The following is a 22,474-nucleotide window of genomic DNA, read 5'->3' as shown; positions in this document are numbered from 1 at the left end:
CATGCGAGTCGAACCTTTGACCTGTACGATCGGCGCCGAGCTGACGGGCGTGCATCTCGCCGATGCAATCCACGATGACGGCCTGTTCGCGGAGATCCGCGCGGCGCTGCTGAAACATCGCGTGGTGTTCCTGCGCGACCAGGAGATCACGCGCACCGAGCATGTGGCGTTTGCGCGCCGGTTCGGAGAACTGGAAGATCATCCCGTCGCAGGCAGTGATCCGGATCATCCGGGCCTCGTGCGCATCTACAAGAATCCGGACCAGCCCAACGACCGCTACGAAAACGCGTGGCACGCCGACGCCACCTGGCGGGAAGCGCCGCAGTTCGGCGCGGTGCTGCGCTGCGTGGAGTGTCCGCCCGTGGGCGGCGACACGATGTGGGCGAACATGGTCCTCGCCTACGAGAACCTGCCGGAGCATATCAAGACGCAGATCGCGGACTTGCGTGCCCGCCACAGTATCGAGGCGAGTTTCGGCGCCGCGATGCCCATCGAGAAACGCCTTGCACTGAAGGCGCAATTCCCGGACGCGGAGCACCCGGTGGTGCGCACGCACCCTGAAACAGGCGAGAAGGTGTTGTTCGTGAACGCGTTCACCACGCATTTCACCAACTATCACACGCCGGCACGGGTGCGCTTCGGGCAGGACGCGAATCCTGGCGCGGGCGATCTGCTGCGCTATCTGGTCAGCCAGGCTTACCTACCCGAGTACCAGGTGCGCTGGCGCTGGAAGCCGAACAGCATCGCGATCTGGGACAACCGCAGCACGCAACACTATGCGGTGATGGACTACGCGCCGTGCCATCGCAAGATGGAGCGTGCCGGGATCATCGGCGACAAGCCGTATTGAAGGGAAAAGGCAACGTCGTCATGACTCTCGCTATCACACCAACCATTCTGATCGTGCCGGGCTTGCGCGATCACGTCGCCGGGCATTGGCAAACGCTGCTGGAACAGGCGTTGCCGAACGCGGCTTCCGTGCCGCCGCTCGAATACGACGGGCTCAGTTGCGCGGCGCGTGTCGCGGCACTCGATGCGGCGCTCGCGAAGATCGACGGCCCGGTGATTCTGGTGGCGCATAGCGCGGGCGTGATGATCACGGTGCATTGGGCGAGGCAGCACAACCGCAAGATTCACGGTGCGCTGCTCGCCGCGCCCGCCGACCTCGAAACGCCGCTGCCGGCCGGCTATCCGACTTTCGATGCGCTCGCCGTGAATGGCTGGCATCCCGTTCCGCGCGAACGGCTGCCGTTTCCGAGCATCGTCGGCGCGAGCCGCAACGATCCGCTCGCGAAGTTCGAGCGTGTGGAAGCGATGGCGCATGACTGGAGCAGCCGTCTCGTCGATCTCGGCGAAGTCGGTCACCTCAATCCCGCTGCGGGCTTTGGCGAATGGCCGATGGCGACGACGCTGATTCGCGAGTTGCTCTGAGCTGACTGTTACCTCATTTGGCAAGAAAAGGAGCCTGCGATGTCACGTCAGGTAGGGATGGGTGTTGCCGGCGAAATCGAGCCGGGCCAGCGCAGGCGGGTATTCGTCGACGGTCGGTGCATCGTGGTTTTCAACGTCGACGGTGCGATTTACGCGATCGACGACGCGTGCCCGCACAACGGCGCGTCGCTCGGAAATGGTCAGCTGGAAGGGTCCGTGCTGCGCTGTCCCGCACACGGCCTGCGCTTCGATCTGCGCACAGGGTGTACGCCCGGAACGGGCGGCTTGAGCCTCATCAAGTTTGCTGTCGAGACAGTCGATTCGAAGCTGGTCCTGAATCTCGACGAACAGAACGCAGTGCTCGCGAACGGGACAGGCGGCAATGCAGCAGGGCAACCGGAAGCGCAGCACTGCGCAACGAGACAGGAGAAGTAACAATGCAAGGTTTGATGATGCAGCAGCCGCTGCTGGTCGCGTCGCTGCTCACGCATGCGGAGCGTCATCACGGTGGCCAGGAAATCGTGTCGCGACGCGTCGAAGGGGATATTCACCGTTATTCGTACCGGGACCTCGCGCAACGCGCACGCCGCATGGCCAATGCGCTTAGCGCCCTCGGCATCGAGCAAGGCGAACGGGTAGGGACGCTCGCATGGAATGGCTACCGCCATATGGAGCTTTACTTTGCCGTGTCGGGATCGGGCGCCGTGTTGCATACGCTCAACCCACGCCTGCATGTCGATCAGCTCGCGTACATCATCGAACACGCGCAGGATCGCGTCGTGTTCTTCGACCTCACGTTCCTGCCGTTGATCGAGAGCGTCGCCGCGCGCGTGAAAAGCCCGAAGATCTTCGTCGCGATGACCGATCGGGCGCACATGCCCCCCACGCATGGTCTGTCCTCGATGCTGATGTGCTATGAGGATCTGATCGATCTTCATCATGATGTATTCGACTGGCCGCTGCTCGACGAGAACAGCGCCTCGTCGCTGTGCTACACGTCGGGCACCACGGGCAATCCGAAGGGCGTGCTGTACAGCCACCGCTCGACCGTGCTGCACACCTATGCGGCCGCGTTGCCCGATTCGCTCAACTGTTCGGCGCGCGACGCGATTCTCCCCGTCGTGCCGATGTTCCATGTGAACGCATGGGGATTGCCGTATATCGCGTGCATGGTCGGCGCAAAGCTGGTGTTTCCGGGGCCGGCGCTCGATGGCAAATCCCTCTACGAACTGATCGAAGCCGAGCAGGTCACGCTGTCGGCGGGTGTGCCGACGGTCTGGCAGGGACTGCTCGCACACGTCGACGCGATCAAGGGCGCGTTCACGCATATGAGGCGTACGATCGTCGGTGGTGCCGCGTGTCCGACCGCGATGGCAGCCGCATTCAGGGAGTCTCATCGCGTCGAGGTCCTGCATGCGTGGGGCATGACGGAATTGAGCCCGGTCGGCACGGTCTGCAGTCTGAAGGCGCATCAGCTTTCGCTGCCTGTCAGCGAGCGCTACGCGGTCCAAGCGAAGCAGGGGCGCGCGGTGTTCGGCATCGACATGAAGATCGTCGACGCGGAAGGCAACGCGTTGCCGTGGGACGGCATCGCGGCGGGCGACCTGATGGTGCGCGGTCCGTGGGTCGCGCGGGAGTACTTCGGCAGCGAAGGCCAGTCGCCGTTGCGCGACGGCTGGTTTCCGACGGGCGACATCGCAAGGATCGACGGCGACGGCTTTATGCAGATCACCGATCGCAGCAAGGACGTCATCAAGTCGGGCGGAGAATGGATCAGTTCGGCCGACATCGAAAACGTCGCGTGCCTGCACCCTGATGTGACCACTGCCGTCTGCATTGCCGCGCGGCATGCGAAATGGGACGAACGGCCGTTGCTGCTGATCGTGAAGAAGCCGGGAAGCGAGCTGGACGCAAACGGATTGCTGGAGTTCCTTGACGGACGCATTGCACGTTGGTGGAAGCCAGACGCGGTGGTGTTCGTCGATACGGTTCCTATCGGTGCAACCGGCAAGGTGCTCAAGAACCAGTTAAGAGATCAATTCGGCGACTTTTACCTGACGGCCTGACACGCGAACCTGAGAGGCACGCGTTCAATCAATCAATCAATCAATCAATCAATCAATAAACGACCGGGAACATCCCGGCACTTATAGAAGCAGAGGAGACAGAATGAAACTGAAGTCATGCTGCGCTGCTGCGCTGGCGATTTTCGCCACGGCAGCCCATGCGCAATCGTCGGTCACGCTGTATGGCGTCATCGATACCGGGATGCTGTATCAGAGCACGTCGGCGGCAACGTTTCAGCCGCATGCGCGTAACCTCGGCCACGTGTATCAGCTCAAGGACGGCGGTATCTACGCCAGTTTCTGGGGGCTTAAGGGCAGCGAGGATATCGGCGGCGGCTACAAGATCAACTTCAAGCTGCAGGGCGTGTTCAACTCCACGAACGGCAAGTTCGGTCTCGCCGATACGCCGGGCCAGACCGCGATCTTCAACCAGTTTGCGACGGTCGGGGTATCCGGCCCGTTCGGAGCGTTCGACGCCGGGCGGCAGATCATCCCGATGATCTACGCGATGGCGGAAACCGACGTGCGCGGTGCGCAGTATTTCGGCAGTATCCTGACCGCATGGCTGGGCATCAATCAGGCGGCCGGCTGGCCCGGCACCAGCACCAACGCCCCGATCGGCGCCCTGTATGACAGCAATGCGCTCGTCTACAACTCGCCGAAATTTTATGGTGCTTCGCTTGCGCTCGAGTACGCGCCGGGCGGCGTCGCCGGTCAGTTCCAAGGCGGTACGCGTGAATCTGCCGTGCTCAAATATTCGAACTACGGTCTGAATCTGTCTGCGGTGTACTACAACGGACACGATACCAATCCGTTCCCGCTGACGTATCCGGCCGCTCCCGCCGTGCCCGCGACAGGTCTCGCCAACAACCGTTTCTACTATTTCGGCGCGATGTACACGATCAGCGGGTTTTCGATATCTGCGTCGTACGGCATCGGCAAGAATCCGGCAAAAAGCAATACTGCCGATTTCGAAATGATATCGGGCGGCCTTGGCTACCAGTTCAACCCTAGCCTCAAGGTCACGTCCGGCTACTACTACCTGAAGGACCGGAACAATTCAGCGAACCACTCGAGCGAATTCGCAGTGGGCGCGGAATACAACCTGTCCAAACGGACCAAGGCCTACGCGCAGGTCGGCTATGTCGACAACAAGGGGACCATGAACCAGACGATCATCTACGGCGCGCCGGTTGCGCCGGGAGAGTCGACCACTGCGGCAATGGTCGGTATTCGCCATACGTTCTGAGTCCACCACAAAGATCAACGGGAGTATTCGATGAAAAACAATCACGTAGTTGAACTGGCCGTCGCGGTATTGTTCGTCGCAGCGTCCATGAATGCATGGCCCCAGTCGGGTCAGCCAGCAAGCGGACCGGCCAGTGTGCCGGGCGCATCCTCGATGACGGCGTCCGGTGCAGCCGCACCGGCTACTGGAAGGAAAGCAGATCGAGCGTTGCGTCGGAAGGTGTATGCCGCCATTGGAAAGCTAAAGGAGATCAGCGCCGGGAATATCGGCATCACGGCGAAAGACGGCGCGATAACGTTGAACGGCTCGGTTACCGATGCATCGCAGATCGACAAGGTCGTGGAGATCACGAAGGGCGTGCCGGGCGTGACTTCGGTGACCAACAAGCTGACCGTGAAGAAGCCTTTTGGCGGGATGTAGGCGGTTTTGGTCGGTGGCGGTGACGGTGTGTGAGTCGGAGTAGCGGGCCGCAATCGTTACTGAAGTCCGCTTCGCCTCTTGCTTCAGGCCGAGCCGTTTGAAACAGGCGGTTCGCGATCGACGTTTCCAGTTCCGGGCCGAGGCGCAGAAGCTACCCTTCATTCAAGGGCGCGGTTGTGTCAGGCACCCAGATCTGAACACAGTTGCGTCCGTGATTCTTGGCTGCGTACAACGCTGCGTCGGCCCGTTCCTGTGTTGCGCTGAGATCGCTTTCGTTCTCATCGTACAGGGCGATGCCGATGCTCAGCGTTTGCGAAACGGTAGCTCCGGATTCGAGCGATACAGGCGTGTCCTGCACGGCGATACGAATGCGTTCGGCGATCGTTCGCGCCTGTTCGAGATCGGTATCCAGCAGTATCGCGGCAAACTCTTCGCCTCCAAGCCTGGCCGCCAGATCGTCTTCGCGAAGTGCATTCTCGAACGACCGGGCGGTCACCTGAAGCACGCGATCGCCGGCCGCATGTCCCCACGTGTCGTTGACGCGTTTGAAGAAATCCAGGTCCAATGCCAGAACGGATAGCGGCCGGTGATGACGTCGTGCGTGTTCGACTGCTTTTTCGGCCGCTTTTGCGAAATACCGGCGATTGGCGAGCCCGGTCAGCGCATCGAAGTCGGCTTCTGTCCGAAGTTGCTTAAGCAGTTGATGTTGGTGGGTGATATCCACCAGTGTGACGAGCAGTGAATCCGGTTCATCTCCTTTATCACCTGTTCGAAGCCGGGTGCAATGCACGAGCATTTGCCGGATTCCGTCACGGGTGAGAAGAGGAACGGGCTCGTCGGTAACGACTTCACGCACTCGCGTCCAACTGGCAACATCGACAAAGAGCCGGGAAAACGGCTGGCCTTTGCCGGCTACGGCGCCAAATAGTGCAAGCAGCGCTTCATTCGCCAGCACGATATTCTCCGTTTCGATGTCGACGATCGTGACGGGTGTCGGCATGTTCTGAACAATGGTCAATACCGTGCCCGCAAATCTCTCGATTCGATGCTGCAGACGGTGCTCGCGGTAGATAAGCAGCACGCCGCCCGCCAACATCAGAAGGAGCAGTGCAGTTCCGGCGAGATTGATGTATATGCTGTTCCGCAGACTGTCGCGGTAGCTGCTGACGGCGTAACCGACGTCCAGTGTCCAGTACCCGGCGGCCGGTCCCAACACTATCCTGCGCGTCGCGACGAGGCGCTCGTTCAGGTCAAAAGTCCAGCGCGCATAGTGAGTGCCCGGGATGGGTCCTTGGCGAGCAGCATTGTCTTCAACGAGTTCTTGCCCGATTGCCAATCCGGAATAGCGGGGATAGCGCGCGATAACGCGATGCTCGTTGTCGCTCAATATGATCGCGGTGCCGTTCACCAGCTTCACGCCTTCGAGCAGGTGCTGTTCGAGGGGAATCAGATAGACCGCGATGGCATCGAATTTCCCCGCCCGGTTGCGATGGCCTTCTGCTACCACCAGCGCGCCGCTCTGCCTCCACACAACGGGTAGCCAGAGATGGGTAGCGGGGTCCGCGCGTACCGTATCCAGGATGGTGGTGAGGTTCGATATTTCGTTGCGGACGCCGGGGCGAGATCCAGCGACGAGGCGCGCATTCCCGTCAAACACGACAATCGATGCATCGCCTAGCGACTCCTTTAGCGTGTCAGTCACGTCGTGGAGAGATTTATCGGTGAGGTTGTCTGCGTCGATCAGGGCTCGCGTGACAGCCATCATCCCATTGAGATCCCGGAGGCGGTCTTCGACCAGCCTTTGGATAAGAGCAGTCTGTACATCCAGACGCTGCGCGACCTGTTGATCCACCGCCCGAAAGTCATGCAAGGACCGGTAGATATTGACCGCGATATTTGAAGCAACCAGCACGGCAAATACGGGCAACGCTTTGCGCAGCCACGACTTGCGCATGACGGGTTTAAGCGACCAGCTAACAGTCGTGTTGAATGATCGCCGCATAGTTCGCCAAAGTCTGGGACCCGCATTCACTGCATCTCAACGGTCGTCGCACTGTTTCATCGGCTCAAGCTGCGTTCTGGGTTCGCCGAGCCAGGCGATGAGTTCCTTGCTGCGCATCGCCTTTGCGAACAGCCAGCCCTGTCCGTACTGCACGCCTCTCTCTACCAGATAGTCGACCTGGGCATCGTGCTCCACGCCCTCCGCCAGTATTTCCACACCTAGCTCGTGTGCCATCCTGATGATATGAGGCGCGACGATGCTCGATGCCGCATCCTGTGCAATGGTGTCGATAAACGACTTGTCTATTTTGAGGACGTCGATTTTGAAGGTTTGCAGATACGACAGGCTGGAGTATCCGGTTCCGAAGTCGTCGATATACACCGGGTGGCCGGCGTTTCTGAACGCCGCTATGGTTTGCCGCGTCGTGTCGGCATCCAGGAAGATGCGCTCAGTCAATTCAATCCTGATCTGCGCGGGACGGATATCTGTTCCTCTCAGTCGAGCGGTGAGAACATCCAGGAAGCGACGCGTTTGCAAATCCTCACCGCTCACGTTGATGGAAACGTAGAACGACGGGCGCGAGCGCAGGAGCGTCGATAGTTCGTCAATCGTCTTGTCCAGTACGAGATCCGTCAATGGCTGAATAAGGCCGTTTTGCTCGGCCACTGCAACGAAGATTTCGGGCGAGATGTTACGCCCGTTCAACTTCCATCGGACTAGCGCTTCTACGCCGACGCATTCGCCGTCCGCGAGCCTGACGATAGGCTGAAAACACACGTCGATCCGCTTGCTAGCAATTGCCCATTCGAGCGTCGACGGGAAGGAGAGTTGTTGTGAGATCTTCCTGAACGAAAGCCAGCCGAACAGGCCACCCACGACAACGCCAATCGAGAGCCACATGCCTAGCAATCCCGTCCAGTTGCCAAGCAGGCTACGACGCGGGGATTTGACTACCACGGCGAGAGGCAGGGTTGCCGAACGGCCAATCGCATAGTGCCACTGGTCGCTGCTGACGTTTCCCGCCTGTTGCCAGGCATTGACCATATCAGCCGAATCTGCACCGGTCGACAACGCCAGAAGTGCGTTGGTGTCGCTGCTGAACACGGCGATCGGCCTTCGTGCCGGATCGATCAGATCGACGTAAGACTGGCTGTCGATCGAAACGTAATTGCCGTTACGACCCACCTGAATATCCTGGCGCGTATTGCTGAGCGGATTTTTATGCCTGTACCAGATCAGAAAGCCGTCGTTGCTGCGCCGGTCAGGCTCAGGCACCGTCAGATGCTGCTCCCGTACGTCGCCCAAAAGCGGTGAACACATATATTGGCCGCCGCCGTAAGCGCCCGCATCCTGCACGTACCGGTAGTTGAAGATCACACGGGCAAGTTGCGCGACGTGGGCGGAGGAGCAGGGCGCGCCGGGCGTCGCCTCCATGTCGGCGATGGCGGCCAGTGCCTGATAGGAAACGAGCTCCGCGCGCATGACGGCTTTCGCTGCGAATTCCCGCAGGTCGTCCTGTTCCCGACGTTCGGCGTCTTCTTCCGCGATATAGATGCTGGTCAGTACTGGCGCCACGGAAGCAAGGCAACCAAGCGCAATGGAAGCCGAAACGATCGACAGTCGCTTGATCATCTGGCAAGTCCTGTTGTGGACAAACGCGGAGGAGAACGCGCATGACACGCTGCCGTCCGATCGCGGTCGAACGCGCGGCATCGTGATGTCAGCGTAAATCATAGTATCCGGCGCTATTTTTTCAATGCACCTAACCCTGTGCCGTTTCGACGAAACACGTTCGGGACGCTGAAATCATTGACTGTCGCGCCCGGTGGTATTGGACCAAGGTCCAATACCAGCACGCGCGTGCCAGACTTATTCTTGACCTGACTTACGGTTGTTCGGACGGCGCCATGACATGATCGACTGGGTTGGCGCGGCAGTCTCCGGCATGCCGCTAAACCTTGCTGGCCAGAAGCAGCAAGGAGCTGGTCCTGCCGATGGTGGTCAACGGCCTTCAATTCCGTATAAACATGATGCGGTCTCCCTGAACGTGATGGCCTCGGCGCGATGCCCTGCAGAGGAAGGCTTGAACGACGGGCTGCCGTCGGGTCACGTTTGAATGCAGTGCATCGTGATGCCAGGGTAGAGCATAGTGGCTCGCGCTATTTTTCAATGCAACTGCATCGTGCATCCGCTACACGGACGGGTTTGCGAACCTCCGATCCCCGTCGGCAATCTGCGGGAGATGACTATGCTTTACTTGCGGGTGAAGCCGCCTGAATGTCGATGTCAAGTCAGTCCAGGGGAACTACGATGACTCAATGGAGCAATCGGCAATTTCACGCAGTCCTGGGAATTGTCATTCGACCCAGGTCCGGAATAAGCGGATGTCTAACCGTAAAGTGCGCCCTGCTCATCAGCATCTGCGCGTGCTTGCTGCCGTTGGCGGGATGTCCCTATTACGCGGTGCCGGCCGGAACCGTCGTCACGACACCAGCCAGTTTCGATCGGTCCTTCGCCGCTGCGTCCGGCGCAATGCATGACGAGGGTCTGGTCATCACTGTCCAGGACCCGGCCAGCGGCAATGTTGTCGGCACGTTCGAGGGCAGCACAGTGACGGCGAGCGTACGCCAGCAAGCTGATGGCAGCGTGGTCGTGCAGTTCAACTCGGTAGACGCGCGCGACCCCTCACTGCTCAATCGCATCTCGCGCAGCTACGATCGGCGTATGGGGCGTTGAGCGTTTTTCCTCTGCGCGACGGGCCATAGAAATCTATAACTCATTCATGCAGTTTGCGAATTTATTAGCCAATGCGAATTTCTAAAAATACAGATTAGAAACCCTAAATTATTTCAATACTGTAAGATTTAACGGGCGCAGCGCGATGCGCCGCAGTGAGTGTCGGGAATAGCTTGCGCGACGGTACACTATCCTCGCCATTTGATAAGAAGTTGCAATCTGGTTCGCATTCGCGTTGTGCGAGTCATGTTTGATAAGTCACATCCGCTTGCGATGGCGCAAGATGTCGCCTATAACAGCCGACAGACCTTTACGTACTCGGTCCGAAGGCACATTTCTATTATCGAACGATTGTGCTTGCATCGCCTCTTTTCTCGCTATGCGTGCGCTTTCGTGCCATTTATTCACGTGCTGCCGCGTACTCTCAATACGCATGACGACAATCGCGTGAATCTGGATACCATAGACCGGAGAGAACTATGAAGATCATCAGACTCATACTGACTGGTGCGATTGTCACGTTCGCCTCGATTGCTTCGGCACAAAACGAGGCTGCGTCTTCCCCGGCAGCCGCACCTTCGGCGCAGGGTGGCAGCAACGATGCGATCGTGAAGATGCGTCAGCAGGAAGCTGCCGCTAATCGCGCTTATGACAAGAGGGTGGCGGCCGCGAAGAAGGTCTATGACCACAAAAAGGCGGAAGCCAAGAAAGAGCGTGATGCTGCTATCGCCGCCGCGCGATATGGGACAAACCAATAACCAGCAGGCTTATCTTTTTGTATTTTGAAGTCCTTCAACATAGTCGTTACATTGACCGAAAATATCGCGATACAGATTTTCAATCTGTATCGCGTGACCAAGGCGATCGACCTGGTGTGTTCGAAGGTAGGCCTTGGCGCGCGCTTGCAGTAACGGTTGCTTCGATCGCGGCGTTGCCGGCGACATCCTACGGCGCGTCGGCACTGCCGGGATTCGACGAGGCGGGCGAAGGATCGGCAGTGCGCGGCACGCTCAATTGTCCTTCGGACGATGTGTCTTGCCCGCCACGGGGCGCCATGGTCCGAAGCAGGATGAAATCCCGCTCGGGATCGGGCATCGCGATGATTGCGTGCAAGGTCACTCTCGTCATCCAGCAAACATCCGATGCCGTTGCCTTCGACGGATTGGACGCGTAGAACGCATATCGCTCCATGTTCATCTCGTCGCCGTGCAGTTCCGCGATGAGCGTGCGCGAGAGCTGCTGATCGGCCGCCGCATACTGTTGTGGCGTTCCCGTTGCAACGGGCGCATTTGACGCCTCGATGACCAGCACCTTGAACAGCAGCGAGAAGTACAGGTCGACGTCGGAATCCGTCATCTCACGCAACGAGATGCGATTCATCACCGCGCGCATGTCGGACAAACCGAAGCAGTTGACGGGAACCAGCTCGTCGAGGAATCGGGTCAGCAGTGTCACATACTTGAGCCGATCCGAAGGCGTGAGATGGGCAAGCCCGTTCGACATGTATTTTTCACGCGCGACGGGATCGAGAAAGATCTGATCGACCCGCCGTGTGTCGCCATTGGTGCCCGTCGCGATGTTGGGGGCACGCCGGATCTTCTCGACCCACGCGCGAACGATGTGAGCCTTGTTCGAATCCGGATCGATGCCCTCCGCCAGAAGGAGGCTTTCGAGATCGACATGCTGCGCATCTGTCGGAGCAGTGGAGAAGGTGAGGTCGTCCGTCAGCGAGTCAAACCCGGGATCACGGCGTATCGCGGCGCCAGCCAACGTCGTGGCCGCCAGTGCAACGATCAGCAAGGCGATACAAGAGGCGGAATGTCTCATGTTGCCTCCCCGCATTGAGCCGCTTTACGCGTGTGTTTGCCCTGAAAGTCGGGAATGAGAGAAGACGCGAGCTGTTGCCGCGAGCGTCCGTTTTTGTCACGGGTTGACGCGGCAGACCAATCTTATAGCCCGAGTCTTTACTTCAAGGCTGCACCTTCGCCCAGCCGGGTCCAGGATCGAACGAGGAAGTGGCCTTCGCCTTTGCCGCGCTATCGGGACCGAGATCGCGTTCATACACCTGGCCCGCATGGCTGACCATGAAGCTCTTGATGCCCGTCTCCCCATAGCGCACAGGCCACGCGAGCACGGCGAAGCCACCGAACAGCTTGCCGTGCGCGACATAGTCGTAGGCACCACCTGGCGCATGCGGACCTTGCGACGTCAGCAGCTTGTAGTGGTAGCCGTGATATCCGGCGTCCCCGGCATTGCGAGTGGTGGCCTGCACAAAAGCCGGGCCGAGCGGGCTAGGAGGCGCGCCGGGTTCTGTTGGCCAATACAGGCCGTCGTGCTTTCCCGGTGAACTCGACAGTTTCGACGCGTACCTGAGCAGGCCGACGCCGTCGTGATCGGTGAGGGCATATTCGCGCTGCGCGTCGTAGACCGCGAGCATCGTCTGAATGACGGCGAGTTCGTTTCGGCCGATCCGACGCAGGCGCATTTCCTCGACGCCCGCCTGCATATCGAAGTGCCACCCTTTGGCGCCCTTCGCGAGTGGAATGGGAAAAGTCCATCCGTCGTTGCCGACGGCAATACGGGCATGTTTGTCGCCTGACTGCTCGACCTGATGCGACTTGCCCCATTCGTCGAGGAAGCGGCTGCGGATGTCGGCGCCGACGGGCGGAATCAGATTGCGAAAGTCGCGGCCGAAAATGGATTGAAGCGTCGCCTCGTCGTTGTTCGTGACGGCTTCGCCGAATGCATTCATCGCGGCATCGGGCGTACTGAAGTCCTTCTCGGCGTGCGCCACAGGCAATGCGCCAAAACACATTACGCATCCCACGACAAAGGTGCGCACGATGCCCGCAAGCCGTCCCGAACAAAATCGTGAGGTGAATGTCATGCTCGTCTCTCCCTAGCGTCTTCCGCCGCGCCCGCCGCCGCCACGCATGCCGCCGCCGCTTGGTCGGCTGAAGCCTGAGCCCTGCATGCTGGAGCGTCCCCGGTCGTGGCTGCGTTGCGTGGCGCCGCCTGCGCCTACGCCCTGAAATGCGTTGTCGCGCCCGCCACTGACGCCGCCACCGCCGCCTGCGCGATCGCTGGCGCGCGAAAAGTCGCTGGTGCCCGCGCGGTTCGATCCACCGCCAAAATTACCGCCAGCGGATCGGTCAGCGACACCCGCGCCACCCGCCCGATCGCCACCCCGATCGCCCGTCCGATCCCCCGCACGATCGCCCATATTCGACCTGTCAGCGACGGATGCGCGATCGCCTGCGTTTCCCCGGTCGGCTGTATTGGCGCGTCCCCCCGCGCCCGCGTCACGGCCGCGGAAATCATTGCGTCCCTCGGCACCGCCGACGTTACGCGAATACTTGTCGCGGGTTGCATTGTCGCGATACGCCACGCCCTGGCGATGGCTGCCGTCGTGCTGCCAGCGTCCACCCTCCACCTTGGTGCGGTCGAAGTTGCGGTCGATGTTCGCGGCCTTGTTGACGTTGATGTTGACGTCGCCGCCGCCCCAGTTGCAGTTGCTGAAGATCGCACCCGCTGCGGCGAGCCCGATTCCCCACGCGAATCCCGTCATCAGCGCCGCGCCCGGATAGTAGGCCGGATAGGGCGGCCAGTACGTTGGCGGATAGGCGGGATAACTCCAGGCGCCATAGACCACCGTCGGGTTGTATGCGGGCACATAGATCACTTGCGGATTCGCAGGCTCGATCTTCACGATGGTTTGCCCACCCGCAGGTGCCGGCTCGACGACCACGTTCTGCTGTTCGTTCGACTTGAGATTGCCCGAGTCTTTCGCGCGGGCGCGCAGTCGCTGCACAGCGGCGAATACCTCTTTTTGCTGCGCAAGGAAAGCGTCGCCGAGTTTCTGGGTCCAATCGAGCTTGTCATTCATCGGCTCGAGAATCTGTGGGAATGCAACGAGCGATTTCACGCTGACATCCCACGGCTGATTTTCGACGGCCTTCACGGCAGCGTCGCCCTTGACGTTGGGATTGGCCTTGACCCAGCGCGCCGCGTGTACGATCTCCAGCGGATAGGTCGACGCCATCAAAACCTGCGACAGCACGGAATCGGGATACAGCGCGATTGGCGCGACCAGCGCCTCGATTTCTTCCGGCTTGAATGTTTCAGCTGGCGCAGGCTGCGCATTCTGGGCGTCCTGGGCGTGCGCAGACCCCACGCCCAGCGTCAGCACGACAAGCAGCCAAAGACATGTGGCTCTGGCCTGCCGTAGGTTCCACGAGAACATGGCCGCTCCTTCAGACTGGATGACAGGAACCTCGACCAAGGGGCCCTGTTACGACTGATGGCAGATTGCGGAATGGTTTGCGGGACATTGCGGCGTCTACTCAATATGATGTTAGAACATCTATTGACGCTTGCGATGCAAATAGTCAGTGCTTCCGGCACAGGGTAAGGCGTGTAGCGATGATTGATGACGGCTGCTGGCGTGCGTTTACATCGCTGCATTGTGATCGGTTCATTCATCATCGCGGTCAATCAGGAGTGTGCGGCGCTCGCTGGCGCCGCGCTCTTTTTCATGATCGCGTTATTCGTATTCAGCGACTATGCCGTCGCGCATCGCGTCGGCGCAGCGTGCAATATCGTTGCGGCGGGCATTCACGCGCGTCACGCTACGAACTAGCGCCGGCCGCCGCGTGCGCCTCCTCCGCCTCCGCCACCACGGGCTGCACCGCCCCCACGGTTGAAGTTCGAAGACTGCGCGCTCGCTTGCCCGCGATTGAAGTCCCGCTGCGCCGCGCCGCCCCCGCCGACACCCTGGAATGCCGAGTCGCGGCCGCCGCCTGCGCCTCCGAAACCGCCTTGTGCGTTTGACGAGCCCACGCGAGTGGGCGTTTGCGCGCGATTGCTCGCGGTTGCACTTCGATTGGACGCCTGTGCGCGATTGCCGGCTGCGGCGTTGCGGTTGGACGCCTCTGCGCGATTGTTGACGCCGGCAGTCCGGTTCGACGTCTGTGCGCGGTTCCCGGCCGTAGCACCTCGAGCCGATTTGTCGGACCGATTGCTGGCACCGGCGTTTCGGCCAGCGCGGTCGGCGGTGTTCACATTGTTCTGACGACCCGTGCGGTTTGCACCTTCCGCCCGATTGGCGACCCCTGCGCGCTCTGTGGCGCCGCTGGTGCGGCCGCGATAGTCGCGTCGCCCGTCGGCGCCCTGTACACCGTTTGCGTACTTGCTGCGAGTGGCATTGTCACGATACGCGACCCCCTGACGATGCCCCGCATCGTGTTTCCATTTCCCACCCTCCACGTTGGTACGGTTGAAATTGCGGTCGATGTTGGCGGCCTTGTTCACGTTGATGTTGACGTCGCCGCCGCCCCAGTTGCAGTTGCTGAAGAGTGCGCCTGCTGCAGCGATGCCAAGCCCCCACGCGAAGCCGCTCGCGAGCGCGGCGCCGGGGTAATAGGCGGGAGGCGGCGGCCAGTAGGTGGGTGGGTAGGCGGGAGCGCTCCAGCCGCCGTAGACAACGGTCGGGTTGTAGGAGGGCACGTAGACAACCTGAGGATTGGACGGCTCGATGCGCACGATGGTTTGCTGCGCCGGGGCGGCCTGGCCGCCCTGGCCGCCCGCACTCGGGGCAGGTGCTTCGACAATGACTTTCTGTTGTTCGTTAGACGCCAGATGTCCGGCCTTTTGCGCACGCATCCTCAAGCGCTGCACGGCGTCGAGCACGTCCTTCTCATTTGCGAGGAACGCATCGCCAAGGCTTTGGGTCCAGTCGAGCTTGTCATTCATCGGTTCCAGCACCTGGGGAAAAGCCACCAGAGACTTCACGCTGACGTCCCACGGCTGGTCTTGCACTGCTTGCACGGCAGCTTCGCCCTTCAGGTTCTTGTGCGTTTTCACCCAGCGGGCAGCGCGCACGATCTCGAGCGGATACGTCGATGCCATCAGGACTTGCGACAGCAGCGAGTCGGGATAGAGCGCAATCGGTGCGACTAGCGCCTCGATTTCTTCCGGCGGAAATTGCCGGGCCTGAGGCTCGGGCGTCGAGGCCGGGAGTGGGACTGACGCTGGGGCCGCGACAGAGGCTGCGGCTGGAACAGAAGCCGGCACGGCAGCGGCCACAGACGCCGGCGCCGAAGCGGGCTGGGTCTGAGCCTGCTGATCCTGTTGTTTCGATGGGCAGCCCGCCAACAGGACGACGAGGCTGGTGCTCAACAGTCGTGCAATCCTTATCGACATGGCTACCCCTGTTTCTTCGTCAGGCAGCGAAATGTTCCAGGGCGTTGACCGCACAAGGCCGCATGAGCAGGCGGATGAATTCGCTGATTGATAGATAGACGCGACGCTGCACTACGATTTGATGACTGATCACTCACTAGATTAGTACTCGATGCACGATCGGTACAGTTAGACGCAGTGTGATCGAATACTGCAAGTCAGGAAAATGACGGTGCGCACAAAGTACTCCATCGAGAAGTTGGCGCGACAACGGCATTCAATTAGAGTCATCGAGAGAAGAAAAGCAATGCGGCGCGTCGACACGACGAGCATGTTGCGCGCTGCATTCGATCCCAGATGAGTTCACGTAACCATCTTGACTGAAACAATCCGGCCAATGGATTCGCTTTTCGCATCGATCGTGATGCCTGTTTCGGGTAGTGGATGCCATGTTCATTTCGTTCGCCCGTGAGAATCCGGAATCTGGCCGTGATGTCCATCGCGCGTACGGGATTACCACCATGCGGACGGGAATTCGCAGTGGCTCTGCGACGCATTTGACAAGACGAAGACGTCGTCGTGACGGGTTGTTCCGGTCAACTTGGGTTGCAGCGATTTTCTCGGCTATCGTCTTCACGTCGGTCGACGCGCGCGCAGGTGATGAAACCCTCAGTTTTACGGACCCGGAGGACGGGCAATTCGACGTAAGCGACTTCCTGCTCAAACACAAAGGCGCGTTGCCTGTACCCATCCTGATCACCGAGCCCGCTGTCGGCTACGGCCTTGGACTCGGACTATTGTTCTTCTCCGATCCGTCCTCCGATGCAGGGGCGGGTCCTCCGCGCGATGGCAAGGAGCGCGTGCCGCCGAACGTCACGGCACTGGGCGGCCTGTACACCCAGAACGGTACATGGGCCGCCGCCGCGGCTCACTTCCACACCTGGGACGCTGACAGATACCGATATCTTGGCGCAATTGCCAAAGTAGACGCACATCTGGACTACTTTGGCCTTTCCAGTCAGCCGAGATCCTATACGCTCCTGGGTGTTGGATTGATCCAGCAAATGCTGATGCGGATTGGCAGCAGCCGCTGGTATGCGGGTTTGCGCTATATCTTTTTCGATTCGTCGTCCACGTTCGGTTCTGGCGAAGCACCGGGAGAACTGGGCAGCGTGCAAAAAGATCAGCGCATCGGCGCCGGCAGTATCGTGGTGGACTATGATTCCCGAGACAATATTTTCTACCCGGGCGAAGGCAGTTTCCTCGAGTTTGAGGCGCAGGCCGCCCGGACGGCTTTCGGCGGCACGCAAAACTACGATATCTACGCTGCACGCGGCTACACATGGCAACCGTTGACGCATACGCTGATACTTGGCCTGCGCATGGACAGCAAATTTTCCAGCGGTGACATTCCGTTTTACGCACAACCGTATGTCGATCTGCGTGGCGTTCAGAAGGGCCGGTATCAGGACAGAAATGCCGTGACGGCCGAAATTGAATTGAGATGGGATCTCGTTCCCCGCTGGTCATTGCTCGGCTTTACAGGCGTGGGCAAGGCATATGGACGATGGCACAGCTTTTCTGAATCGCAGAATGTACAGAGCGTCGGCGCGGGCGTGCGCTATCTGATCGCACGCAAGCTCGGCCTCGCGGTGGGCGTCGACGTAGCACACAGCAAGGATCAGAACGCGTTCTACATACAGGTCGGCAGCGGCTGGCGGTGACGGCATCGATGCACCTGCCCATCAGAGGATGAGACGGATGAAGACGATGCGTGGCGAGATGCTCGGTGCGGTCGCTTTATGCGCTGTGATTCGGAGTGTGGAAGCCAGCCCCGTTGACTTGTCGAACGCTTTGCCAAATTTTATCGGAGGCGGTATTGGGTCGACGACCGAGTATGCGGGTGGCAAGGACCGGATAGTCGGGTTTTACCGGGCATGCGCTACGTGACCAGCGGTGGTCACTTGCTGGAAGGGTATGGGACCTACGCGCAATATAACTTTGGCAACCTGACAGGTTTCCAATGGGGCCCGGCTTTGGCGTTGCGACTGGGCCGGCGAAACGTCGACGATGCCGTGGTTTCGCAGATTCACAGCGCGGACACGACGCTGGAAGGCGGCGGCTTCGTCGGATACGAATACAACCACGCTGGTGATATCCCGTATCGCCTGCGCGGAGAGGTTACGGTAGTCGCGAATGCAGGCGCGGTCTATTCAGGCGCGCGTATCTCGCTGAACACTAGCGCGTGATTCCCTATCCATCAGCGGATGTTCGTCGGAGGCGGACTGGGGGCGACCTGGGTGAGCGCGGGCTTCAACGAAACCTATTACGGCGTCACGGCCGAGGACGCCGCCAAAAGCGGACTGCCCGTGTATACACCAGGTGGGGGACTGAATCAGGTGACCGGATGGCTTGCCGCGATCTATCAGATCAATCCGGGCTGGTATGCAGGCGCAATGATTTATTACCAGCGCATCAGCGGGGACGCAGCCGCTAGCCCGATCGTCACGCAGCGAGGCACGCGGAACCAGCTTACCTACGGAGTCGGCCTTGCTTACGCCTTTCGAAAGGTTTTGCCGACATCGGTTGGCAGCATCCGTTGCCCGGATCGCACGTCGACAGATTGACGAAGCGGATGTGAACAACCACGATATAAAGAATGAGCCGCGGCTTCAGCCGCCCGGCATGTTACCGGAGCCGCGCGCGGCCGCCGGGCGATAGCCTGGCCGTGCCGCGTCACCGGGCGGAGACGGGTCGCCACTAAAGGAAAGCAACCTGACGCGTCAATTGACAGGGGGGCTTGATGCGGTTTTGCACCATTGAGTCAGCTTGCAGTCTCGAAGACGATCGCCAAGGCACAGTGGAGACGGCCATGTTCCGGCGGCCACGGCCGCGTCGCACGTCATTCCTGGCGATGAGCGCGGTCCTGATTGTCGCCTTGCTGCCGCTTCCGGCACACGCCCAGCAAACACCGGGTCAACAACTGTCGAACCGCACCGTTATCGGTGGCAACGTGAAACAGCACGCCGACGCGGTGCTCGCCGTGATGAGCTACACGACGGTCCCGGATGTCACGACCAGTTCGCTTTCGATCAACAATAGTGCTTCCGGAAATCCTGGCTTCGGTCAGTCGCAACTGGGGGGCGGGTTTACGATCAGCAGATCCTTTCCGTTGTATGTGGAGGGCACGCTCGCCTATAGCCGCTACGACCCGACGTTCGTCGCCACGGACGGTGCCCAGCAGCGTCCATTACCAACCCGATGGAACACTTTCAGCAGCACGGTCGGTATCGGCTGGGATTTCCGGATCACCGATGAACTCGTATTCCGTCCGATTCTCAACGGTACGATCGGACGCGTATCGAGCGATCTGAAACTCGGGCAGTCGGTCGTCAACCACGTGACCGACAGCAACCTCCAGTTCCTGGAGAATGGCTCGCTCGATGCATATGGCTATGGCGGCTCGCTCGTGCTCGACTACGAGCACTACCGCGCAAACTATGAGATCGACGCCGAATTGCGCGCGACCGATATCTACCTGCGCAGCTTCGGTAGCTCGTCGGAGGCGGTTCAAGGTTCGGCCATGGCGCAGCAAGTGAGCCTGTGGACGCGCTGGCGCGCGCCGACAGGCTGGCACGCACTCGACCGGCCCATCCGCTATGTGCTGGAATTGGCCTACTCGCATTACTTCGGCGACAGCGCAGGGGTGCTCGGTTTCAACGATCTCACGTCATTGGGCGTCGGACTCGAACTCGACAGCAGCAAATATCCGGTCGTCATCACTCGCACGCGTGCGCTCGTGAGATATGTTTTTGGACACAACGTGCATGGCGTGTCGTTCGGATTTGCCGTGAGCTTTTAAGTGCATCGGCGCATGAGACCAAAGTCCAATAACGCCATTGGGATAGAGCGTCTAGATTAATAGGTTTCCAGGCCGCCATACCCTCGAAAGGAGGACCGTTCGGAAGAGTTCTCCATGAACGCATTCACGCGGCGTCAGGTCACTCGTTTTCAGCACTTCGTCAGCGAACGCACTCGCGTATCAGTTCGCGTAGGCGCGTCAAGCGCTGGCGCGGGGAGGATCATGCCATTCTTCCGCAGATGGCCGGCGGTAGCCTGCATCCTGATCGCGCTTGGCACCTGCATCGTTCCGGCGGATGGCGCGCCTCTGCCCGCCACGCTGCAAGGTATCGTCAACACGGCGACGGGAGCCGCATCGCCAGTCCCGGCATCGCAATCCGCATCCGCCTCTTCCGCCGCCAGCGAGGCTGAGCTTGCGCGCTCGCTGGACACCTTGATCGATACGCTCGACAACGACAAACAACGTACTGCGCTTGTTACCCAGCTGAAAGGGCTGCGAGACGCCAGCCAGCATGTTGCGCCCGCATCGCCTGCACCAGCTAAAGGCGATCTGCTCGGCGCAATCGCGTCCGGCCTTGCATCCGTCGAGACGAATCTGAATGAAGGTCGCACACCGCTGCATTTCTGGGCGACCCGTTTCAGCGGGGCAGCCAGCGAACTGCGAACGGTTCTCACAGGTGTACGCGGAGAATCATTCGCCGCGCTTCTGATCGGCATGGTGGTGACGCTTGCGGGATGGGGCGCTTGCGCGGGCTTGCTGATCTATTTGCAGCGACGCATCGGTGCGCGTTATGGCTGGCATGTTGCGCTCGCGCCGAATCCGACGTCGCTCGACCTGTTGGGCTTCGCTTTGCGGCAGACCGGGCCCTGGATCGTCGCGTTCGTGGCGGTGCTGCTGTTCGTGCAGTCAATGCCCGATGCGCTCGGCCGAACCCTTGGACTGGTGATTGCCTATGCGATCGTCGCGGGATCGATTTTCTCGGCGATCTGCATGATCGCGTTCTCCGTGTTCGGTACGGCACATCGGCGCGTCGCCGTCCAGCAGTTGCTTGCGCGGGGGCTTTGGCCGCTGTTTGCAATCGGAGCATGTGGCGCGCTTGGCGACGCAACGGCCAATCCGGAGGTGATACGCCTGCTCGGCGCGAATCTGGCCGGGCTCGTGTCGAGCTTCGCCAATATGGCTGCGGCTATTTTGATCGGTTACTTTGCGCTCGCTTACCGGCGGCCCGTCACACATCTGATACGCAACCGCGCCTATTCGCGCAGGCGCGATCACAAGTTCGCCACGGAAGCGCTCGATATTCTCGCTTCACTGTGGCATATCCCGATCCTGCTGATCGCGATCGCATCCGTCGTCGCGATCATCGACGGGCGCGGTGAGGAGGGGAACGTCCTGCAGCCGTCTCTTCTCAGCGCACTGTTTCTTGTTCTCACGCTGTTCGTGTCCGCCTTGCTGCTGCACCTGACGCGTCGTAAGGACTCGCGCGTGCAGCGCCGGGCGCCGCATCTGATGCGACTGCTGCGCTTCGCCACCATGTTGTTCCTTCTCGCGATATGGCTTGCGTACATCCGGTTTGAACTGGTGCTGTGGAGCGGTCCGATCGCCCGTCTGATCAGACACAACGCAATGACGCCTGGCTTCAGACATGCGCTAATCGCCGTTATCGCGACGGTCTTTGGCGCCTGGCTCATGTGGATTCTCATCGACACCGTCATCCTCGAAACATTGGGCCCGAGCAGTTCACGCAACAAGACACTCAATCCAGGCGTGCGAGCACGCACGATGTTGCCACTGGTGCGCAACGCGATATTCGTGACGGTCGTGAGCCTGGCGGCCATCATCGGCGCCGCGAGTCTTGGGATCAATCTGACACCTCTGCTGGCAGGCGCGGGAGTGATCGGCCTTGCAGTGGGCTTCGGTGCGAAGTCGCTGGTCACGGATCTGATTACGGGCCTGTTCATCATCGTCGAGGAGACGATCTCGGTAGGTGACTGGATCGACGTCGACGGTGGCCACGCCGGCACCGTGATGGACCTGACGATCCGCACGGTGCGTCTGCGCGACGGACAAGGCGCAGTTCACACGATCCCGTTCTCGCAGATCAAGATCGTCAAGAATCTTTCGCGCGACTTCGCCAACGCGGTATTCGAAGTACGACTGCCATTCTCGGCCGACATAGACGAAGTGACCCGGATGATCGTGCAAGTCGGGGCCGACCTGACCGAAGATTCCCGCTTTCGAGACGAGATTCTCGGTCCCATCGAAGTGTGGGGGCTCGACCGGTTTGATGCCAACTGGATCGTGGTGAAAGGGCAGATCAAGACCCGGCCTTTACAGCAATGGAGCGTGGCGCGCGCTTTCAATGCACGGCTCAAGCTCGTGATGGACAGGGCTGGCATCGAGATCCCGGTGCCGCAGATGCAGCTGCACGCGTCACCGAGGGAGCGCAACCCGTGAGCGGAACGCGCGCGGACTGCAGCCGGCATCGAAAGCGGCGGCGGTATATATACAGCCGCCGCGTTCTACAA

20 protein-coding genes are annotated in these 22,474 nt (G+C 60.3%); 14 read left to right on the top strand and 6 right to left on the bottom strand.

What is annotated here, in order from left to right; translation table 11 throughout:
- Window position 1: 1 nt before the first annotated feature.
- The 6 genes from C2L65_RS23900 to C2L65_RS23875 all read left to right on the top strand — a co-directional run bounded on the left by C2L65_RS23900 (window position 2) and on the right by C2L65_RS23875 (window position 5,166).
- Window positions 2-850, top strand: a complete 849-nt coding sequence (locus C2L65_RS23900; RefSeq protein WP_042308902.1) for a TauD/TfdA dioxygenase family protein — start codon at window positions 2-4, stop codon at window positions 848-850.
- 20 nt (window positions 851-870) lie between these two features.
- Window positions 871-1,431, top strand: a complete 561-nt coding sequence (locus C2L65_RS23895; RefSeq protein ID WP_042308999.1) for an RBBP9/YdeN family alpha/beta hydrolase — start codon at window positions 871-873, stop codon at window positions 1,429-1,431.
- Window positions 1,432-1,470: 39 nt separating this feature from the next.
- Window positions 1,471-1,866, top strand: a complete 396-nt coding sequence (locus C2L65_RS23890) for a Rieske (2Fe-2S) protein (RefSeq protein ID WP_042308900.1) — start codon at window positions 1,471-1,473, stop codon at window positions 1,864-1,866.
- Between the two features lie 2 nt (window positions 1,867-1,868).
- Window positions 1,869-3,497 (top strand): 3-(methylthio)propionyl-CoA ligase, encoded by a 1,629-nt coding sequence (locus C2L65_RS23885; RefSeq protein WP_103254574.1) that lies wholly within the window; start codon window positions 1,869-1,871, stop codon window positions 3,495-3,497.
- Window positions 3,498-3,600: 103 nt separating this feature from the next.
- On the top strand, window positions 3,601-4,746 hold the full coding sequence (locus C2L65_RS23880) for a porin (protein ID WP_042308876.1): 1,146 nt from the start codon (window positions 3,601-3,603) through the stop codon (window positions 4,744-4,746).
- Between the two features lie 30 nt (window positions 4,747-4,776).
- Window positions 4,777-5,166 carry a BON domain-containing protein gene (locus C2L65_RS23875; protein WP_042308874.1) on the top strand — a complete coding sequence of 130 codons (390 nt, stop codon included), beginning with the start codon at window positions 4,777-4,779 and terminating at the stop codon, window positions 5,164-5,166.
- Between the two features lie 151 nt (window positions 5,167-5,317).
- Here C2L65_RS23875 and C2L65_RS23870 read toward each other — a convergent pair whose 3' ends face one another.
- Together C2L65_RS23870 and C2L65_RS23865 are read right to left on the bottom strand one after the other, a co-directional pair.
- The gene (locus tag C2L65_RS23870; RefSeq protein WP_233446528.1) at window positions 5,318-7,120 is read right to left on the bottom strand and encodes a sensor domain-containing diguanylate cyclase; all 1,803 of its coding nucleotides are present in this window, start codon (window positions 7,118-7,120) and stop codon (window positions 5,318-5,320) included.
- A gap of 84 nt (window positions 7,121-7,204) precedes the next feature.
- Window positions 7,205-8,800: an EAL domain-containing protein gene (locus C2L65_RS23865; RefSeq protein WP_052426884.1), complete on the bottom strand. Its 1,596-nt coding sequence runs from the start codon at window positions 8,798-8,800 to the stop codon at window positions 7,205-7,207.
- Between the two features lie 798 nt (window positions 8,801-9,598).
- Between C2L65_RS23865 and C2L65_RS23860 the strand changes: the two genes are divergently transcribed.
- The gene (locus C2L65_RS23860) at window positions 9,599-9,904 is read left to right on the top strand and encodes a hypothetical protein (RefSeq protein WP_229514214.1); all 306 of its coding nucleotides are present in this window, start codon (window positions 9,599-9,601) and stop codon (window positions 9,902-9,904) included.
- A 479-nt stretch (window positions 9,905-10,383) separates the two neighbouring features.
- The gene (locus C2L65_RS23855; RefSeq protein WP_042308870.1) at window positions 10,384-10,662 is read left to right on the top strand and encodes a hypothetical protein; all 279 of its coding nucleotides are present in this window, start codon (window positions 10,384-10,386) and stop codon (window positions 10,660-10,662) included.
- A 187-nt stretch (window positions 10,663-10,849) separates the two neighbouring features.
- On the opposite strand, the gene C2L65_RS23850 is transcribed toward C2L65_RS23855, so the two are convergent.
- From C2L65_RS23850 to C2L65_RS23840, 3 genes are all read right to left on the bottom strand, one after another.
- Entirely contained in the window at window positions 10,850-11,731 is an 882-nt protein-coding gene (locus tag C2L65_RS23850; RefSeq protein ID WP_042308887.1) for a hypothetical protein, read from the bottom strand.
- Window positions 11,732-11,873: 142 nt separating this feature from the next.
- Window positions 11,874-12,791 (bottom strand): DUF2950 domain-containing protein, encoded by a 918-nt coding sequence (locus tag C2L65_RS23845; protein WP_042308868.1) that lies wholly within the window; start codon window positions 12,789-12,791, stop codon window positions 11,874-11,876.
- A 12-nt stretch (window positions 12,792-12,803) separates the two neighbouring features.
- Window positions 12,804-14,147 (bottom strand): DUF3300 domain-containing protein, encoded by a 1,344-nt coding sequence (locus tag C2L65_RS23840; RefSeq protein ID WP_042308866.1) that lies wholly within the window; start codon window positions 14,145-14,147, stop codon window positions 12,804-12,806.
- Between the two features lie 201 nt (window positions 14,148-14,348).
- Here C2L65_RS23840 and C2L65_RS23835 point away from each other — a divergent pair, with 201 nt between their 5' ends.
- Window positions 14,349-14,543, top strand: a complete 195-nt coding sequence (locus C2L65_RS23835; protein WP_156132301.1) for a hypothetical protein — start codon at window positions 14,349-14,351, stop codon at window positions 14,541-14,543.
- Here C2L65_RS23835 and C2L65_RS23830 read toward each other — a convergent pair.
- Window positions 14,540-16,105: a DUF3300 domain-containing protein gene (locus C2L65_RS23830; RefSeq protein WP_427910164.1), complete on the bottom strand. Its 1,566-nt coding sequence runs from the start codon at window positions 16,103-16,105 to the stop codon at window positions 14,540-14,542. The genes C2L65_RS23835 and C2L65_RS23830 overlap by 4 nt on opposite strands.
- A gap of 566 nt (window positions 16,106-16,671) precedes the next feature.
- On the opposite strand from C2L65_RS23830, the gene C2L65_RS23825 reads away from it, so the two are divergent.
- The 5 genes from C2L65_RS23825 to C2L65_RS23810 all read left to right on the top strand — a co-directional run bounded on the left by C2L65_RS23825 (window position 16,672) and on the right by C2L65_RS23810 (window position 22,403).
- Window positions 16,672-17,808 carry a BamA/TamA family outer membrane protein gene (locus tag C2L65_RS23825; protein WP_042308860.1) on the top strand — a complete coding sequence of 379 codons (1,137 nt, stop codon included), beginning with the start codon at window positions 16,672-16,674 and terminating at the stop codon, window positions 17,806-17,808.
- A 213-nt stretch (window positions 17,809-18,021) separates the two neighbouring features.
- A complete protein-coding gene (locus tag C2L65_RS46670) occupies window positions 18,022-18,333 on the top strand; it encodes a hypothetical protein (RefSeq protein WP_233446526.1) in 312 nt (103 codons plus the stop codon).
- A gap of 18 nt (window positions 18,334-18,351) precedes the next feature.
- Entirely contained in the window at window positions 18,352-18,711 is a 360-nt protein-coding gene (locus C2L65_RS46665; protein WP_233446525.1) for a MipA/OmpV family protein, read from the top strand.
- 287 nt (window positions 18,712-18,998) lie between these two features.
- Complete coding sequence (locus C2L65_RS23815) at window positions 18,999-19,946, top strand: hypothetical protein (protein WP_103254573.1); 948 nt, start codon at window positions 18,999-19,001, stop codon at window positions 19,944-19,946.
- A gap of 114 nt (window positions 19,947-20,060) precedes the next feature.
- Window positions 20,061-22,403, top strand: coding sequence for a mechanosensitive ion channel family protein (locus C2L65_RS23810; protein ID WP_042308857.1), 2,343 nt, complete (start codon window positions 20,061-20,063; stop codon window positions 22,401-22,403).
- Window positions 22,404-22,474 lie beyond the last annotated feature (71 nt).

The organism is Paraburkholderia terrae, assembly GCF_002902925.1.
In the GTDB taxonomy this organism is placed as follows: domain Bacteria; phylum Pseudomonadota; class Gammaproteobacteria; order Burkholderiales; family Burkholderiaceae; genus Paraburkholderia; species Paraburkholderia terrae.
This window is presented reverse-complemented; position numbering and strand designations above follow the sequence as displayed.

Excerpts from the sequence above, each read along its gene's own strand:
- C2L65_RS23900 (WP_042308902.1), top strand. The coding sequence starts at position 2 with ATGCGAGTCGAACCTTTGACCTGTACGATCGGCGCCGAGCTGACGGGC.
- C2L65_RS23895 (WP_042308999.1), top strand. The coding sequence starts at position 871 with ATGACTCTCGCTATCACACCAACCATTCTGATCGTGCCGGGCTTGCGC.
- C2L65_RS23890 (WP_042308900.1), top strand. The coding sequence starts at position 1,471 with ATGTCACGTCAGGTAGGGATGGGTGTTGCCGGCGAAATCGAGCCGGGC.
- C2L65_RS23885 (WP_103254574.1), top strand. The coding sequence starts at position 1,869 with ATGCAAGGTTTGATGATGCAGCAGCCGCTGCTGGTCGCGTCGCTGCTC.
- C2L65_RS23880 (WP_042308876.1), top strand. The coding sequence starts at position 3,601 with ATGAAACTGAAGTCATGCTGCGCTGCTGCGCTGGCGATTTTCGCCACG.
- C2L65_RS23875 (WP_042308874.1), top strand. The coding sequence starts at position 4,777 with ATGAAAAACAATCACGTAGTTGAACTGGCCGTCGCGGTATTGTTCGTC.
- C2L65_RS23870 (WP_233446528.1), bottom strand. The coding sequence starts at position 7,120 with ATGCGCAAGTCGTGGCTGCGCAAAGCGTTGCCCGTATTTGCCGTGCTG.
- C2L65_RS23865 (WP_052426884.1), bottom strand. The coding sequence starts at position 8,800 with ATGATCAAGCGACTGTCGATCGTTTCGGCTTCCATTGCGCTTGGTTGC.
- C2L65_RS23855 (WP_042308870.1), top strand. The coding sequence starts at position 10,384 with ATGAAGATCATCAGACTCATACTGACTGGTGCGATTGTCACGTTCGCC.
- C2L65_RS23850 (WP_042308887.1), bottom strand. The coding sequence starts at position 11,731 with ATGAGACATTCCGCCTCTTGTATCGCCTTGCTGATCGTTGCACTGGCG.
- C2L65_RS23845 (WP_042308868.1), bottom strand. The coding sequence starts at position 12,791 with ATGACATTCACCTCACGATTTTGTTCGGGACGGCTTGCGGGCATCGTG.
- C2L65_RS23840 (WP_042308866.1), bottom strand. The coding sequence starts at position 14,147 with ATGTTCTCGTGGAACCTACGGCAGGCCAGAGCCACATGTCTTTGGCTG.
- C2L65_RS23830 (WP_427910164.1), bottom strand. The coding sequence starts at position 16,105 with ATGTCGATAAGGATTGCACGACTGTTGAGCACCAGCCTCGTCGTCCTG.
- C2L65_RS46670 (WP_233446526.1), top strand. The coding sequence starts at position 18,022 with ATGCGCTACGTGACCAGCGGTGGTCACTTGCTGGAAGGGTATGGGACC.
- C2L65_RS46665 (WP_233446525.1), top strand. The coding sequence starts at position 18,352 with ATGTTCGTCGGAGGCGGACTGGGGGCGACCTGGGTGAGCGCGGGCTTC.
- C2L65_RS23815 (WP_103254573.1), top strand. The coding sequence starts at position 18,999 with ATGAGCGCGGTCCTGATTGTCGCCTTGCTGCCGCTTCCGGCACACGCC.
- C2L65_RS23810 (WP_042308857.1), top strand. The coding sequence starts at position 20,061 with ATGAACGCATTCACGCGGCGTCAGGTCACTCGTTTTCAGCACTTCGTC.